Origin of the sequence: Amycolatopsis sp. 2-15, from assembly GCF_030285625.1 — a bacterium.
GTDB classification, from domain to species: domain Bacteria; phylum Actinomycetota; class Actinomycetes; order Mycobacteriales; family Pseudonocardiaceae; genus Amycolatopsis; species Amycolatopsis carbonis.
Map to the genome: position 1 here is coordinate 951,706 of NZ_CP127294.1, position 15,818 is coordinate 967,523.

At 69.4% G+C, this 15,818-nt stretch carries 12 protein-coding genes; 3 read left to right on the plus strand and 9 right to left on the minus strand.

Annotated features, from left to right (window positions below; genetic code table 11):
* Nucleotides 1-2: 2 nt before the first annotated feature.
* The 8 genes from asnB to ddaH all read right to left on the minus strand — a co-directional run bounded on the left by asnB (nucleotide 3) and on the right by ddaH (nucleotide 10,454).
* Complete coding sequence (gene asnB / locus QRX50_RS04655; protein ID WP_285970733.1) at nucleotides 3-1,916, minus strand: asparagine synthase (glutamine-hydrolyzing); 1,914 nt, start codon at nucleotides 1,914-1,916, stop codon at nucleotides 3-5.
* Between the two features lie 14 nt (nucleotides 1,917-1,930).
* Complete coding sequence (locus tag QRX50_RS04660; RefSeq protein WP_285970734.1) at nucleotides 1,931-3,661, minus strand: Wzz/FepE/Etk N-terminal domain-containing protein; 1,731 nt, start codon at nucleotides 3,659-3,661, stop codon at nucleotides 1,931-1,933.
* Complete coding sequence (locus QRX50_RS04665) at nucleotides 3,658-5,007, minus strand: YveK family protein (RefSeq protein WP_285970735.1); 1,350 nt, start codon at nucleotides 5,005-5,007, stop codon at nucleotides 3,658-3,660. The genes QRX50_RS04660 and QRX50_RS04665 overlap by 4 nt, the downstream gene beginning before the upstream one ends.
* A gap of 143 nt (nucleotides 5,008-5,150) precedes the next feature.
* Nucleotides 5,151-6,338 (minus strand): glycosyltransferase family 4 protein, encoded by a 1,188-nt coding sequence (locus QRX50_RS04670; protein WP_285970736.1) that lies wholly within the window; start codon nucleotides 6,336-6,338, stop codon nucleotides 5,151-5,153.
* Nucleotides 6,328-7,659: a nucleotide sugar dehydrogenase gene (locus tag QRX50_RS04675; RefSeq protein WP_285970737.1), complete on the minus strand. Its 1,332-nt coding sequence runs from the start codon at nucleotides 7,657-7,659 to the stop codon at nucleotides 6,328-6,330. The genes QRX50_RS04670 and QRX50_RS04675 overlap by 11 nt, the downstream gene beginning before the upstream one ends.
* Nucleotides 7,660-7,894: 235 nt before the next feature.
* On the minus strand, nucleotides 7,895-8,599 hold the full coding sequence (locus QRX50_RS04680) for a glycoside hydrolase family 75 protein (RefSeq protein WP_285970738.1): 705 nt from the start codon (nucleotides 8,597-8,599) through the stop codon (nucleotides 7,895-7,897).
* A gap of 320 nt (nucleotides 8,600-8,919) precedes the next feature.
* Nucleotides 8,920-9,570 carry a polysaccharide deacetylase family protein gene (locus QRX50_RS04685; RefSeq protein ID WP_285970739.1) on the minus strand — a complete coding sequence of 217 codons (651 nt, stop codon included), beginning with the start codon at nucleotides 9,568-9,570 and terminating at the stop codon, nucleotides 8,920-8,922.
* A gap of 89 nt (nucleotides 9,571-9,659) precedes the next feature.
* On the minus strand, nucleotides 9,660-10,454 hold the full coding sequence (gene ddaH / locus QRX50_RS04690; RefSeq protein ID WP_285974359.1) for a dimethylargininase: 795 nt from the start codon (nucleotides 10,452-10,454) through the stop codon (nucleotides 9,660-9,662).
* A gap of 122 nt (nucleotides 10,455-10,576) precedes the next feature.
* Here ddaH and QRX50_RS04695 point away from each other — a divergent pair, with 122 nt between their 5' ends.
* The 3 genes from QRX50_RS04695 (at nucleotide 10,577) to QRX50_RS04705 (ending at nucleotide 14,428) form a co-directional block, all read left to right on the plus strand.
* Nucleotides 10,577-11,023 carry an Lrp/AsnC family transcriptional regulator gene (locus tag QRX50_RS04695; protein ID WP_220245995.1) on the plus strand — a complete coding sequence of 149 codons (447 nt, stop codon included), beginning with the start codon at nucleotides 10,577-10,579 and terminating at the stop codon, nucleotides 11,021-11,023.
* Nucleotides 11,024-11,417: 394 nt separating this feature from the next.
* Nucleotides 11,418-13,367: a 2-oxoacid:acceptor oxidoreductase subunit alpha gene (locus tag QRX50_RS04700; protein WP_285970740.1), complete on the plus strand. Its 1,950-nt coding sequence runs from the start codon at nucleotides 11,418-11,420 to the stop codon at nucleotides 13,365-13,367.
* A complete protein-coding gene (locus QRX50_RS04705) occupies nucleotides 13,364-14,428 on the plus strand; it encodes a 2-oxoacid:ferredoxin oxidoreductase subunit beta (protein WP_285970741.1) in 1,065 nt (354 codons plus the stop codon). The genes QRX50_RS04700 and QRX50_RS04705 overlap by 4 nt, the downstream gene beginning before the upstream one ends.
* Before the next feature lie 66 nt (nucleotides 14,429-14,494).
* Here QRX50_RS04705 and QRX50_RS04710 read toward each other — a convergent pair whose 3' ends face one another.
* Nucleotides 14,495-15,808, minus strand: a complete 1,314-nt coding sequence (locus QRX50_RS04710; protein WP_285970742.1) for a LapA family protein — start codon at nucleotides 15,806-15,808, stop codon at nucleotides 14,495-14,497.
* Nucleotides 15,809-15,818 lie beyond the last annotated feature (10 nt).

Here is a 15,818-nt window from a genome sequence, read left to right on the forward strand (position 1 = left end):
TCCTAGCTGCTCGGAATAGTCGTCGAAGAAGCGGCGCGGTACCAGTACTCGAGGGTCAAGACGTGCCAGAGGTGCTTCGCGCGGTCCTGCTGCCCGGCGGCGTCCTCGGCCACGAGCTTCTGCAGCGCCTCGCGGCGCAGGAACCCCGATTCGACGAGCACGCCCTCGTTCACGACCTCCCGCACCAGCGGGGCCAGGTCGCGGCTCATCCAGGCCCGCAGCGGGGCGCTGAAGAGACCCTTCGGGCGGTAGACGATCTCCTTCGGCAGGATCGCCAGCGCGGCTTCCTTGAGCGCCGCTTTGCCCTGGCGGCCGACGATCTTGCGATTGCCCGGCACCCGGAACGCCGCCTTGACCACCTCGACGTCGACGAACGGAGTGCGCACCTCGGTGGAGGCGGCCATCGTCGAGCGGTCGGTGTAGGCGAGGTTGAGGCCGGGCAGGAACATCCGCGTGTCGGCCAGGCACATGCGGTTGACGTAGTCGCGCAGGTTCTGGTCGTGGTAGGTGTCGGCGTGTTCGGTGAGCACATCGTCGACGTCGGCGGCCAGGTCCGGGTTCACGAGGTCGAGCAGCTCGCCGCGGTCGTACATCGTGTAGCTGCGCCGGAACGCCGTCTCCTCCGGCAGCTCCGCGAACGACAGGAACCGCTTGGCGAAGCGCACCGTGCGGTAGCCGCGGCTGGCGGAGGCGACCGGCAGGCGGTCCACGACGGTTTCGATCGGCTTGCGCACCAGACCCGGTACGCGTTGGTAGCGCAGGGCGAGCTGGTTCGCGTAGTGCTTGCGGTAGCCGGCGAACATCTCGTCGGCGCCCATGCCGGACAGCATCACCTTCACGCCGGCCTCGCGCGCGGCCGAGCAGATGAGGAACGAGTTGATGGCCGCGGGGTCGCCGATTGGCTCGTCGAGGTGATACGTCATGCGCGGCAACAGGTCGAGCACCTGGGGCGCGATCTCGATCTCGTGCAGGTCCACGCCGAACTGCTTGGCGACGATGCGCGCGTACTTGAGATCGTCCGGCATCGCCTCGAACTTGGCGTCCTCGGCACGGAAACCGATGGTGTACGCGGAGATCCCGGGCTGCTGGCGCGCGGCGAGCGCGGTGAGGTAGCTCGAGTCCAGGCCACCGGAGAGGAAGGTGGCGACCGGGACGTCGGAGAGCAGGTGCTTGCTCGTGGAGTCGGCGATCACCTGGTGGAGGTCGACGTCGCCGCGATAGGCCTCGCCTTCCTCGGCGACCTGACGCAGCGACCAGTAGGCGCCACGCTCGCTCGTGCCGTCGGGACGGAAGCGCACCCACGTGCCGGGCTGCAGCTTCTCGACTTCGCGGTAGGCGCAGCGGCTGTCGGGCACCCAGTAGTACAGGAGCGACGCGATGAGTGCCGCTTTGTCGACCTCCAGCGTGCCGCCGAGCTCCGTGGCCAGCGCCTTGAGCTCCGAGGAGAACGCGACGCCGCCGTTTCGCTGAACGAAGAACAGCGGCTTGATGCCCAGCTGGTCGCGCACCAGCGTGAGCTCACCGGTGCGTTCGTCGAAGACGCCGAACGCGAACATCCCGCGCAACCGCGGCAGGCAGTCGACGCCCCACTCGCGCCACGCGCGCAGCAGCACCTCGGTGTCGGACGTGCCGCGGAACCGCACGCCCTTGCCCTCCAGCTCGGCGCGCAGCTCCGGCGCGTTGTAGAGCTCACCGTTGTACGTCAGCGCGAGCCCCTCGGCCACCATCGGCTGCGCGCCCGTCTCGGACAGGTCGACGATCGACAGCCTGCGGTGTCCGAAGTGGACTTCCCCGGCGCCGGCCCGGTGGTCGTAGCGCCCCGAACCGTCGGGCCCGCGGTGCGCGAGGCACTTCGTGAGCCGATCGGTGAGCGGGCCGCCGTCCGGCCAGTGGTAGGCACCTGCGATGCCGCACATACGCGTGACCCTCTCTAGCTTTCCGGACCGGACTGGACGGGCGCAAACTTCTTGGTCGGCATCTCGGAGTCACCGGGTTCGGACTTGCGCTGTTCCGGCGCGCGCTCTTCGGGCTTGCGCGGCACCGGGCTCAGCCGGCGCGTCGGCGCATCGAGGTGGTCGCGCTTTGCCTCAACCGGCTTGGCCACCGGGCTCTCGACCGTCCTCTCGCCGGCGTGCTCCACCGGCCAGTCGATCGGCCGCTCGGGCTCCTGCTCGACGAACTTCCGCGGCGGCTCAACCGGCCCCAATCCCGCATCGGGGCGCTCGGTCTGCTTCGCCGCGACCACGGACGCGCGCCCGCGCAACGCGGTGTGCAGGCCGTCCCACAGCGTCCCGTCGGTCTGGTCCTTCGGGTCCGGGTCGACGAGCACCACACCCAGGATCGGGATGCCGCAGTCGGCGAGCTGCCGGGCCACGGTGTGCAGCCACAACGTGTTCGCGTGGCCCGAGCGCACGACCAGCACCGTCTCCGTGCCGAGGTATCCCAGGTCCGTCCACGCCGTGCCGGGTGCGACCGTGCCGACGCCGAGCCGGTAGACCGCGCGCTTGATCGACGGGTCCCCGACCTCGACCACCTTCACATCGCCGGCCGCGGTCAGCAGCTTCGCGTCGTGGCCCGGAAGGTCGTCGATCACCACGACCGGCCCGTCCTCCGCCAGCTCCGCCGCCATGTCCACCGCGAGCCCCGCGGCCACGCCGGGCGCGCCGAGCTCCAGCAACGACAGCGGCCCGCGTTCGCCCCGGGCCGCCCGCACGAGCGTCACGGCCACGCGCTTGCGTTCCACCACCGGCTTCGACTTTGCCCACAAGCGTTTCGGGCCACGCAGCTTCGACGGCAGCTGCGCGATCACCGACGCACCGAGGTGCTCGGAGACCTCGCGCCGCAGCACTGGCCGGTCGCGCACGAGCGCGGTGACCACCGCCAGGGCCAGCCCGAGGGCGAGCCCCAGCGCGAAGCCGATGGCGCCGTTGGTGGCGGCCGTCTTGAGGAACGACACCTTCTGGATCGCCGGCGCGTCCACGATCTGCGTGCCCGCGGACACCTGCGGCGTGCCGATGCCCGCCTCCTGCGCCTGGTTCTGCAGGTCGGCGATCTTCGACACGAGGTCCGCGCGCTGGGTGTACAGCTGCTCCAGCGTGCCCGCGTTGGCCCGGCTGCCCTTGTCCGCCTCGGTGGCGGCCTGCGTGTCGATCTGCGCCAGCTGCTGCTGCGCCTGCGTGCGCTGATCGGTCAGCGCCTTGGCCTGCGCGGTCGCTGCGGCCTGGTTGCGCTTCACGTGGTCGTCGATGAAGACGTCGGCGAGCGCCTTCGCCTTGGCCACGGCGTCTTCCTTGGTCTTGGCCGTGACCGTCACCTGCATGACGTTGTTGGTCAGGCCGAGGCCGGCGTAGTCCTTCAGGAAGTCTTCAGTTGCCTCGGTGCTGTGCGCCTTCTGCAGCGCGGCCGACGCGATCTTCGCGGTCTCCAGCACGGCAACGTCGGTGCGCATCAGCGTGCCGCTGTCGGTCGGCGAGTCGTCCGGGTGGATCACGATCACCTTGGTGACCGCGGTCGGCGGGGCCGGCAGCAGCACGGCCACCGCGCCGCCGACCACGAGGCCCAGCAACGCGAAGGTGACCCACAGCCGGCGGTGCCGGCGCACGGCGACGACGAGCCGCTGGAAGTCGATCAGCGGCGGCGAGGAGCTCTGCGAACTGGTCACGACGAACCTGCCATCACGTCACGGTCCACCGGGACCTGGGGTGGATCCGCCGAGGCGGGTTCTCTGCGCGGTTTCCCGGTGACGCGGACCTGACGCGTGAGCACGGCGCCGAGCACCTCGTGGCCCGCGTCGGCACACGCCTCGGCGATCGTCACGAGCTCCCACGCGCTGCGGCTGCCGACCGAAAGCACCACGAGCACGCCGGCGGTGCCGTCGGGCACGGTCGGCTGCACATCGGAGCCCACGGTGACCTCCGTGGTCGTCAGCTCCACCCGCACGCGCTCGGTCTCGGCGACCTTCGCGAACTGCGCCGCCGCGCGCCGGGCCGCGCTGTCGCCGGCGGCGACAAGCACGAGCAGCCGCAGCACGCCGTCGCGGTCGGTGCCCAGCCGGGCGAACACCCGGCGGTATCGCACCTCGCGGCTGGACGCGTCGGCCGAAGCCGGCACCTCCGGCAGGTTCCACGGCTTGTCGCTGCCCGTGATCCGGCGCAGCACGCCCCGGAAGCCGCCGACGCTCTCGCGCTCACCGGTCTCCGGCACGTCGACGCTCGCCAGCACCGGCGCGCCCAGCGCCGAGCCGATCTCCGTCTCGCTGCGCGGCCGGCGGTCGCTGCGCGCCCCGAAGAGGTAGCTGAGCAGGCCGATGAGGAAGAACAGGATCGCGCCGCCCCCGGCGAGCTGCGGCAACGTGGGCGGAGCCTGCGAGGTCGGCTTCTCCGACGGCCCCATCACGACCATGTTGCCGGCGCCCGTGGCCGCGTCGGCCGCGTCGAGGTTGTTCATCGCCTGCTCGATCGAGGTGCGCAACCCCTGCAGCTCCGTGCGGACCTGCACGCCCTCCACCGTCTGGCCGTCGGTCACCGAACGGGACAGGTCGAGGATGCGCTGGTTGGTCTGCGCCACCTGCTGGCGCAGCGCCTCCCGCTGCTCCTGCGCGAGCTGGGCCGACGAGCCCGCCGAATTGGAGAGCAGCTGCGTGGAGTACTTCACGAACTCCTTCGCCACCTGATCGGCCAGCTGCTGCGCGTGCTCCGGGCTGTCGCTGCTCGCGGTGATCGCCACGACGTTGCCCTGCGCCACCGAGGCCGTGACCTTTTTCTGGAGGTCCGGACCGGACTCACGCATGCCGAGCGCCGCGGCCGCACGGTCCAGGACCACCGAGCTGGTGGCCACCTGGGCCTGCGTCAGCAGCTCGTCGGCCTGGCGCGGGCCCTGCAGCAGCACGCTCGCCGTGGTCTCGTACCCGGGCGAAAGCACGGCAGAAGCCCCCGCACCGACGCCCGCCCCCACGACCACCAGGATCAGCAGCGCCCTCCAGCGTCTGCGCAGAACCTGTCCCACCATCGAAAGTCGTACCGTGTCGTCACTCAAAACCGGGGTCTCCCCTCCGAAAGTGGCGTACCGGTCACTGACCCCGTCGTCGTACTGGAGGCGTTGGTTACACCGAACGCACGAACCTTGTTCAAACCGCGATCAAGCACGCGGGCTCAGCGCACAGCCCGCTCGTACGCGGCGAGCAGCGCTTTCTGCGAGTTCGCCCAGGCCAGCGGCCCGCTGACCCGCGCCTTGCCGAGTTCGCCCATCCGGACGCGCTCGTCGGGATCGCCGAGCAGCACGGCGACGAGCTTCGCGAACTCGGTCACGTCGTTGGCCGGGGCGTAGAGCGCGGCGTCGCCCGCGGAAACCCGGGCCTCCCGCAGCTCGAACGAGACGATGGGCTTGCTCATCGCCATGTACTCCATGATCTTGTTCATGGTGGACACGTCGTTGAGCGGGTTGAGCGGATCGGGTGAAAGGCACACGTCGGCCGCGGACAGATAACGCAGCAGGTCGGCGTCGGACACGCGACCGGTGAACTCGACCTGGTTTTCCAGGCCCAGCTCCTTCGACAGCGCCACCACGTCGTCGAACGCGTCGCCGGCGCCCACGAACACGGCGTGCCAGTCGTCGCGGCCGATCTCGTCACGCAGGGAAGCCAGCGCGCGCAACGCGTAGTCCACGCCGTCCTGCGGCCCCATCACGCCGAGGTAGCAGAGCAGGTGCGGCTTGCCGCGTTTGAGCTCCGGCTCCGCCGGCACCTCGTGGAAGCGCTCGACCACGGGCGCGCTGCGGACCACGAACACGTCCTCGGGCCGCTTGCCGCCGCGGATGAGGGCGACCTGGCGGTAGCTCTCGTTGGTGGCGATCACGACGTCGGCCGCGCGGTAGGTGGAGCGCTCGAGCGCGCAGACGCCGCGGTAGAGCAGGTCCTGGCCGCGGTCGAAGCGAGACAAGTACAGCTCCGGCACGAGGTCGTGCTGGTCGAAGATGAACTTCGCGCCCTGGCGCTTGAGCATCCGCGCCACGAGGAACAGCAGGTCCGGCGGGTTGCAGGCGTGGACCACGTCGACCGGGCCGACCTTGCGGGCCAGCCGGAACGTGTGCCAGACGGCGGAGCCGTACTCCTGCAGGTAACCCGCGGGGCCGCCGGTCGCCGCCTTGAGCGGGTAGCGGTGGATGTGCACCTCGTCGACGACGGCTTCGGGTTCGGTGTCGCGTTTCGTGCCCTGCGGGCAGATCACGTGCACCTCCCAGCCGGCGTCGCGCAGCGTCTGGCACTCCTGCCACACGCGGCGGTCGAACGGGACCGAGAGGTTCTCGACCAGGATCAGGGCTTTTTTCTTGTCACCAGGCAAGGCCGACGTATCCCTCTTCGGCCCGGCGCGCTTCGGCGTCGGGGAGGCGGACGAGGTCGACGAGCGTCTGCTCGCCACCGTGGGGAAGAGCGGCCAGCACGGCCGGGTCGGCGGTGCCGACGAGGCACACCTCGGCGTGCTCCAGCACCTCTTCGACCGAACCCGCGAGCAGCGAGCCGAGGTGCGGCAGCCGGCTCTCGATGTACTCGCGGTTGGCGCCCATGAGGCGCGAAAGGCTCACGTTGGCGTCGTAGATCTTGAGGTCGAAGCCCTTGCCCAGCAGCCGCTCGGCCAGCTCGACGAGTGGGCTCTCACGCAGGTCGTCGGTGCCCGGCTTGAACGACAGACCGAACAGGCCCACCTTGCGCTTGCCGGTGCGCGCGACGAGGTCGAACGCGCGCTGCAGGTGATCTTCGTTCGACGGCAGCACGTGCTCGAGGATCGGCACCGACACGTCGGCGCGGCGCGCGGCGTAGACCAATCCGCGCAGGTCCTTCGGCAGGCAGGAACCGCCGAACGCGAAGCCCGGGCGCAGGTACGCCGGGCTCACGTTGAGCTTGCGGTCGGCGAGGAAGACGTCCATCACCTTGTGCGAATCGAGCCCCAGCGCGCGGCAGACGGCGCCGAGCTCGTTGGCGAAGCCGATCTTCAAGCCGTGGAAGGCGTTGTCGGCGTACTTGGTCATCTCCGCCACCGGGATCGGCACGCGGAAGACGTCGCCGGGCAGGCCCGTGTAGAGCTCGGCCACGATGTCGCCGCTGGCGCTGTCGAGCTCGCCGATCACGGTCTTGGGCGGGTCGAAGAAGTCGCGCACGCTGGTGCCCTCGCGCAGGAACTCCGGGTTCACCGCCACGCCGAAATCGACACCCGCGGTGCGACCGCTGGACTTCTCCAGGATCGGCACCAGCAGGTCGAGACAAGTGCCCGGCAGCATGGTGCTCCGGAAGACCACCGTGTGCCGGCGCTCTTTGGATGTCACAGCTTTCTGTGCCAACGCTTCGCCGATCTCGTCGGCCACGCGTTCGAGGTACTCGGTGGACAGGCTGCCGTTGGGCGCCGAAGGCGTGCCCACGCAGATCAGCGACACGTCGGTCGCCGCCACCGCCTCGGCCACGTCGGTGGTCGCGCGCAGCGCCCCCGACGCCACCACCTCGGCCGTCAGCTCACCGATGCGTTCCTCGACCACCGGCGCGTTGCCGCGCGTCACCAAGTCGACCTTCACCGGGTTCACGTCGACCCCGACGACCTCGTGCCCGTTGCCCGCCAGACAGGCCGCGGACACACACCCCACGTACCCCAGCCCGAAGACACTGATCCTCACGCTTGCACCTCCGCCCGCATTCGCTGATCCTTTGGTCGGCGCGCGGACGTGGTTCGTTACCCGTTCAGGCCAGTGGAGAAATGACAACCGGATTTGCGTATCGATTTTGTGCTGTTTCGGCCTCACGTAGTGGTCTCGACAACATTTTTCGTTGCGGTTGAGCGATTTCGGCCAAGAAGCGACGAAGCGCCGGGGAAGCTCGACAAAGCCTCCCCGGCGCCGTTGTCCGTCAGGTTCAGTTGTTGTTCACGAACGTGCCGGCGAGGTTCTGTCCGGTGCTCGTGGCCGTGCCGTGGTTCTCGATCGGCGAGACCTTCGAGTTCTTGAAGCAGATGTAGGTCACGCCGGAGTCGGTGCCGCCGTTGGACGGGTCGGGGTTGATGCCGAGATCCTTGGCCGTCGCGTATGAAGCCTCGCCGATGATCCCGGTCGGCCCGGTGTCACCGATGACGGTGTATTCGACTTTTCCGTTGTAGATCACCGCGCAAGAACCGCCGCCCTTGAGGCCGGAGGACGAATAGTTCCACGTGCCCGACGAGCTCGGCACGACGATGTAGGGCAATGTTGCGGCATTCAGCGGCTTTCCGTCGCTCTGGTGGAACGCCGTGTCACCCTGGTAGCAGCAGTCGGTGTCCTCGTTGCACTGCGACGTGCGCTGCCCGTCGCAGTCGATGTCCATGTCGGCCTTCCAGAACACGGCCCCGTCGGCGTCGCACACGGCAACGGTCTTGGCGCCCGCGTCCTCGTCGGTCTTGTACTTGCAGTTCGAGATCTGGTTGCAGCTGTTGGTCTTCGCCAGCAGCTGCGCCGCCGTCGGCCCGGCGGCCGGTGCCGCGGCGACCTGGGTATGACCCGGACCCGCCGCCGTCGCCGACGCCACCGCCGCCGGCATCACCGCGGCGGCGATCGCCATGGTCGCGAACAGGATCAGCTTCCTCATCGAGGCTCCCTGTCAGTCAAGAGAAACTGTTAGTTAGGAAAGTTTCCTTACTTGTACGGCGTAGCGCACAGGATGCACCCGGGCGCGCACGGTGACAAGACCTTCGCCGTCAGTGGTTTTCCCACCAGTACGGCGACATTGACGAAACCCCAGCTACCGACCGCCCCACGTGGGAAAACCCCGCCACACGGCTTCCCGCCGACCGGAACACCCCAACGCGGCATTGGGTGCGTTGAGCGCACCCAATGCGGCGTTCGGTGCGTTGAGCGCACCCAACGCCACATTGGGGTGGTTTGGCCCGGGCGAGAGGTGAGGAGGGGTCAGAAGGTGAGCAGCCCCGTCAGCCGGCCGGACCAACGGTGCCCGTATCGACCCACCAGCACACCCTCGGCCCACCGACGATCCAGATCCCGATGCACCTCGACGCGATGCTGCAGCCACTCCCCGCCGCGAACGCCCGAACCGCCGGGACCCGAGCCGACGTACACGCGCGTCGCGCCGGCGGCCCGCAGCCGGCCGAGCACGCGCCGGTCCACCCGGCGCCCGGACAACGAATAGCGGCACACCGCGCGTCCGCTCAGCTCACCCAGCAGCCGCGGCGCCGCGTCCAGCTCGCGTCGCAGCGCGCGTTCCTCGAAGCGCCGCGCGCCGAACCGGTCCCAGCCGTGTGACCCGACGTCCATCCCGGCCGCGACGAGCTCACGCAGCCCGGCGCGGTCCACGAACCCGCGCGACCCGACGCGGCCGGCGAGCGGGAAGAACTCCCCGCGCAGCCCCCGCTGCGCGAGCCGCGGCAAGGCGACCTCGACGTCGGAGACGTTGCCGTCGTCGAAGGTCAGCCGCGATTCAGGACACTTCGCGACGACGTCCAGCAAGGTCTCGAACTGCTCCACCGTGATCCAGCGCTCGTCTTCGCCCGGATCGAGCGCGCGCTGGGGCCTGCCGATGCCGTGCACGGCGAAGTTGACCATCGCACCCTCGTCCCGGTTCGGAGCGTCGGACCTCCTGTGTCTCGATTAATCGAATTGGCAAATGGAGTAGTTACACTATCTACACAAAGTTATTTGCGAATCTCCAAAGTGCAGCACTTCGGCCCGCCGCCGGCCTTCCGCAGTTCGGAAATGTCCAGGTAGACGGGCTCGTAGCCACGAGAAGCCAGCTCCGCACCCAGCCCGACGGCCTCCACGGGCAGCACGACGTTGCGCCCGTCGGAGACGCCGTTGAGGCCGAAGCACTCGGCGTCGGCGGCCGTGGCGATCACGGCGTCGGGGAACAGGCGCCGCAGCACGCGCTGCGAGCCGGGTGAGAAGGCCTCCGGGTAGTAGGCGATCTGCGCCGGCGTGGTGTCGGTCGCTTCGGTGAGCACGAACAGCGCCGTGTCGAGGTGGTAGTAGCGCGGGTCGACCAGGCTCAGCGACACCACGGGCACACCGAGCACCTCCTGCGCCTCCGCGTGGGCGGCCGGGTCGGTGCGGAAGCCGGTGCCGGCGAGCAGCAGCTTGCCCGTCCAGGCGAAGTCGCCCTCGGCCTCGTTGATGCGCTCGGGCATCGTCAGGTCGCGGTAGCCGTGCTCCACGAACCAGCGGCGGAAGTGCTCGGCCTCGGCCGCGCGCTGCGGCGCCCGGAAGCGCGAGCCGAGCACGCGCCCGTCCACGACGGTGCCGGAGTTCGCCGCGAACACCATGTCGGGCAGGCCCGGCTGCGGCTCGATCTCCTCGACGGTGTGGCCGAGGCGGCGGTAGGTGTCGCGCAGCTCGGTCCACTGCGCCACCGCGACGTCGGCGCTGACCGGCTTGGTCGGGTCCATCCAGGGGTTGATCACGTAGTCCACCGCGAAGAACCGCGGCGGGCACATCAGGTAACGCCGGGTGGTGGGCACTCGCTGCACAGACTCTGCCTGCATGGTTGAAGGGTAAGGTCGGCCTAACCGCGCAATCAATCGCTGTTCGCTGCGCACATACCTGCTAGACATTGCGTGTGAACACCATCGACCAGCGAATCGTTTCCTGCCTGGTGGCCAACGCGCGGTCCAGCTACGCCGAGATCGGCAAAGTCGTCGGGTTGTCCGCCCCGGCGGTCAAGCGCCGCGTCGACCGGCTGCTGGAAACGGGCGTGCTGCGCGGCTTCACGGCGGTCGTCGATCCGGAGGCGCTCGGCTGGGGCACCGAGGCCTTCGTGGAGGTGCACTGCCAGGGCAACGTCACACCCGCCCGCATCCGCGCGCGGCTCGAACCACTGCCGGAGGTCGTGGCCGCGTACACGGTCTCGGGCGCGGCCGACGCGATCGTGCACCTGCGCGCCGCCGACATCCACCACCTGGAAACGGCACTCGAACGGCTGCGCGGGCTGGAGATCATCGACCGCACCGTTTCCACGGTCGTCCTGTCGCGGCTGCTGGAACGGCCGCCGAACCCGCAGAGCTGACCGGAAGGACCGGACAACCGGCCCGGCCGTCATCGGGAACTCGAATGAACTTATCCACATGGCGGGATGCGGGTGCGGGACCAGTCCATCCGGTGGCATCGTCCATGCCACAGACCGGGAAATCCGGTTTGTGTGGCCCATCAGTGGGAGACGTGCGTCACTGCGGTTCCCCTGGAAATCCCGTTACCATCGGTTACAGGTAACAAAGGGCGCCCGCCGCCGGTGACGGGATGAAGGCCTCCACTCCGGGTACCCCACACTTCGGGAACTCCCGAGTCCTCGACGAGTAACCTCGGGGGTAGGCCTGGTGATCCAGCCGACATCGCCGGGCGGGCGTTTCCCCGGGGGCCGACCCGGGGTCGCAGCACGTCGGGAGAGAGGGATTCCCTGACCCATGAGCACGAGTGCGAACGGCGGTCCGGGAAGCACGGCGGCCGGCAACGGTCACAGCAGCGCTTCCCTGACCAGCTCGAGGTCGACCGAAGTCAGCAAGCTGGACCGGGTGGTCATCCGGTTCGCCGGTGACTCGGGCGACGGCATGCAGCTGACGGGCGACCGGTTCACGTCCGAGGCCGCGGCCTTCGGCAACGACCTGTCGACGATGCCGAACTTCCCCGCCGAGATCCGCGCGCCACAAGGCACGATCCCGGGTGTCTCCTCGTTTCAGGTGCACTTCGCCGACTATGACATCCTGACGCCCGGCGACCGGCCCGACGTGCTGGTGGCGATGAATCCCGCGGCGCTGAAGGCGAACCTGCGCGACGTCCCGCAGGGCGGCACGATCATCCTCAACACCGACGAGTTCTCCAAGCGCAACCTCGTGAAGGTCGGGTACGACAACGACCCGCTCGACGACGACACGCTGTCGGCCTTCCAGGTCCACCGGGTCGCCATGTCGACCCTGACGCAGGGCGCGCTCGCCGACACCGGCCTCGGCAAGAAGGACGCCGAGCGGTGCAAGAACATGTTCGCGCTCGGGCTGCTGTCGTGGATGTACCACCGGCCGACCGAGGGCACCGAGCGGTTCCTGCGCGAGAAGTTCGCCAAGAAGCCGGACATCGCCGAGGCCAACATCCTGGCCTTCCGCGCGGGCTGGAACTACGGCGAGACCACCGAGTCGTTCGCCACGACGTTCGAGGTCGCGCCCGCGAAGCTCAACCAGGGCACCTACCGGCAGATCACCGGCAACACGGCGCTCGCCTACGGAATTGTCGCAGCCGGGCAGCAGTCCGGGCTGCAGATCCTGCTGGGCACCTACCCGATCACCCCGGCGTCGGACGTCCTCCACGAGCTGTCCAAGCACAAGAACTTCGGCATCATCACGTTCCAGGCCGAGGACGAGATCGCCGGCATCGGCGCGGCGCTGGGCGCCTCGTACGGCGGCGCGCTGGGCGTGACCTCGACGTCGGGCCCGGGCATCGCGCTCAAGTCGGAGACCATCGGGCTCGGCGTGATGACGGAGCTGCCGCTCGTGGTCATCGACGTGCAGCGCGGCGGCCCGTCCACCGGCCTGCCGACCAAGACCGAGCAGGCCGACCTGCTGCAGGCGATGTTCGGCCGCAACGGCGAGTCGCCCGTGCCGATCGTCGCGCCGCTGTCGCCCGCCGACTGCTTCGACGCGGCGCTGGAGGCCACGCGGATCGCGCTGAAGTACCGCACGCCGGTGCTGCTGCTGTCCGACGGCGCGATCGCCAACGGCTCCGAGCCGTGGCTCATCCCCGACGTCGCGGACCTGCCCGACCTGCGCGTGGAGTTCGCGCAGGAACCCAACTCCGACAGCGACTCCGGCGAGTTCTGGCCCTACGTGCGCGACCCGGAGACACTGGCGCGCGCGTGGGCCGTGCCGGGCACGCCGGGGCTGCAGCACCGCATCGGCGGTCTCGAGAAGGCCGACCGCACCGGGCACATCTCTTACGACCCGGACAACCACGAGAAGATGGTGCGGCTGCGCCAAGCCAAGGTAGACGGCATCGACGTGCCCGACCTGGTGGTCGACGACCCGTCGGGCGGCAAGGCGCGCGTGCTCGCGCTCGGCTGGGGCTCGTCCTACGGCCCGATCGGCGCGGCCTGCCGGCGCGTGCGGAATTTGGGCATGCCGATCGCGCAGGCGCACCTGCGTCACCTCAACCCGCTGCCCGCGAACCTGGGCGACGTGCTCCGGGCCTACGACAAGGTCGTGGTGCCGGAGATGAACCTGGGCCAGCTCGCGCTGCTGCTGCGCGGGAAGTTCCTGGTGGACGTGCACTCGTATACCAAGGTGGCGGGGCTGCCGTTCAAGGCCGAAGAGCTGCAGAACGTGTTCGCCGACATCATCACCAGCACCGTTCCGGAGGGCGTCAAGTGACCGCCATCGATCTCGGACTGCCGCAGCTCGGTGGTCTGGACCTCGTTCCCACCACCGACGAACCGCAGAAGGCCAAGGACTACAAGTCCGACCAGGAAGTGCGCTGGTGCCCGGGCTGCGGTGACTACGTGGTGCTCAACGCCGTGCAGTCGTTCCTGCCGACGCTGGGCCTCAAGCGCGAGAACATCGTGTTCATCTCGGGCATCGGCTGCTCGTCGCGCTTCCCGTACTACCTCAACACCTACGGCATGCACTCGATCCACGGCCGCGCGCCGTCGATCGCGACCGGCCTGGCCACCACGCGCCCGGACCTGTCGGTGTGGGTCGTCACCGGCGACGGCGACGCGCTGTCCATCGGCGGCAACCACCTGATCCATGCGCTGCGCCGCAACGTGAACATCAAGATCCTGCTGTTCAACAACCGGATCTACGGCCTGACCAAGGGCCAGTACTCGCCGACCTCGGGCCAGGGCATGGTCACCAAGTCGACCCCGATGGGTTCGGTGGACACGCCGTTCAACCCGCTGTCGCTGGCGATCGGCGCTGAGGCGTCGTTCGTGGGCCGCGCGCTGGACTCCGACCGCAAGGGCCTCACCGAGGTGTTGGAGGCGGCGGCCCGCCACCGCGGCTCCGCGATCGTCGAGATCTACCAGAACTGCCCCATCTTCAACGACGGCGCCTTCGACGTTCTGAAGGACAAGGACGAGGCCGCCTCCCGGCTGATTCCTTTGAAGGCGGGCGAGCCCCTGCGCTTCGGCGCGGAAGGCGAGTTCGGCGTCCGCCGCGGCGAGTGGGGCGGCCTGGACATCGCCAAGGTGAGTGACATCGGCGAGGACAACCTGGTCGTCCACGACCCGACCATCGCCGACACGTCGTACGCCTTCGCCCTGACCCGCCTGGGCGACCAGAACCTGACGCACGTCCCCACGGGCATCCTGCGCCAGGTCGAACGCCCGACCTACGACGACGGTGCTCGGGCTCAGGTGGAAGAGGCCCGTGCGGCTCGCAAGCCGGACCTTCAGGGCCTGCTGCGCGGCAAGGACACCTGGACTGTCGTTTAAAGGGTTTCAACAAGAAGGCCGCTGCCCACAACGGGGCAGCGGCCTTTTTGGTCTGTCGACAGTGGGTTAGCTCAACGGCCTGAAACCGACTCGTTCGGCGTCAGCGGAAGTGCGGAACCAGACTTCGGCAACCATGCGCGGGAACTGCGGCGATTCCTCGGTGCAGTACCGCAAAGCTGTGACGCTGGCCTTGACCGTGAAGGCGTCCGACGGGCGGCCGCCGCCGGGGCGGGGCATGGCGGAGCCGGGGCCGAAGGGGCCGGGCGGCACGGAGTCCTCGCCGGTGTCGCGGGCCGGGGGTGGTTCCGGGGCGGCCATGGCGGCGACCTGGTTGGGCTGTACCGACGGCTCGAACAGCGAACCGCTGTGCGCGCCCGCGAGATCCGGGTCGCGGCGTTCGACCGGGCGCATCGACGGCTGGATCGGCCGCGGCGGGTCGAAGCCGCCGCGCGGGGATTCGCGGGGCTGGCGCTTGGGCAGGCCGCCGGGCTCCAGGGGTTCCTCTGTGGACTCTTCGGAATCCTCCGCGGCCGCGGCCGCTTCCGGGGCCACGGCCGGCGCCGGCGTCAGGTGCTCAGTGGACTCAGGCTCGTCGAGGTAGTCGCCGCCCGGCGCGTCCTCGAAGGGCGAGCGCTCCGGGAGTTCCTTCGAGAACCAGTCCGATTCGGACTGTTCCGCCGCGGGCGCGGGCTGGAACAGCGACACCGGCTCGTCGGGCACGACGGGCGGGTCAAGCCGGCTGTCGAACGACGAGGGCTCCAGTGAGCTCTCGAAGGGTTCGAGCTTGCTCTCGAACGGTTCCACCGCGCGGTGGTAGCCGCTGCCGTGGTCCTCGTGCTCGAGTTCGACTGCGTGGTGGTAACCGCTGTCCGTCTCGCGCGAGACCGGGCTGAGGTACTCCGTCGCGGCCGCGCGGTACACGTCGCCACTGTCCACGGAGGACGTCACGGCCGGCTCGTCCGCTTCGGGCGAAGCGTCCGGCTCCAGCGCGGTGCGGTACTCGGCGTCGTACTCCGCCTCCGGGTCGAACCCGGCGGGCGGCGCCGCGGCGATCAGCTCGGTCGGCGCGTGCTCACGCTCGTCGCGGGTCCACGCCGGCTCGCTGTCCGGCTCCGCGAAGGACGTGAAGCCCTGAGACCCCACCGGTTCCGGAGCTTCGGGAGCGTCGACCGGCGGCAGCACCGACGTCCGCCCGGACGCGGCGGCCAGCGCGGCCGCGTTGGCCGGGGTGCGCGCGTTCTCGGCGTGTGCGGACGCCAGCGCCTCTTCCAGCTCACGAATGCGCTTGCGCGCAGGCAACACGAGGACCAACCAGGCCACGAGCGCGCCGACGAAAAACGCCAACAGGCTCCACAGCCAGACTTGTCCGAAAATGGACATCTTCTCTGCC

Excerpts from the sequence above, each read along its gene's own strand:
- asnB (WP_285970733.1), bottom strand. The coding sequence starts at position 1,916 with ATGTGCGGCATCGCAGGTGCCTACCACTGGCCGGACGGCGGCCCGCTC.
- QRX50_RS04665 (WP_285970735.1), bottom strand. The coding sequence starts at position 5,007 with ATGGTGGGACAGGTTCTGCGCAGACGCTGGAGGGCGCTGCTGATCCTG.
- QRX50_RS04680 (WP_285970738.1), bottom strand. The coding sequence starts at position 8,599 with ATGAGGAAGCTGATCCTGTTCGCGACCATGGCGATCGCCGCCGCGGTG.
- QRX50_RS04685 (WP_285970739.1), bottom strand. The coding sequence starts at position 9,570 with ATGGTCAACTTCGCCGTGCACGGCATCGGCAGGCCCCAGCGCGCGCTC.
- ddaH (WP_285974359.1), bottom strand. The coding sequence starts at position 10,454 with ATGTGCCCGCCGCGGTTCTTCGCGGTGGACTACGTGATCAACCCCTGG.
- QRX50_RS04700 (WP_285970740.1), top strand. The coding sequence starts at position 11,418 with ATGAGCACGAGTGCGAACGGCGGTCCGGGAAGCACGGCGGCCGGCAAC.
- QRX50_RS04710 (WP_285970742.1), bottom strand. The coding sequence starts at position 15,808 with ATGTCCATTTTCGGACAAGTCTGGCTGTGGAGCCTGTTGGCGTTTTTC.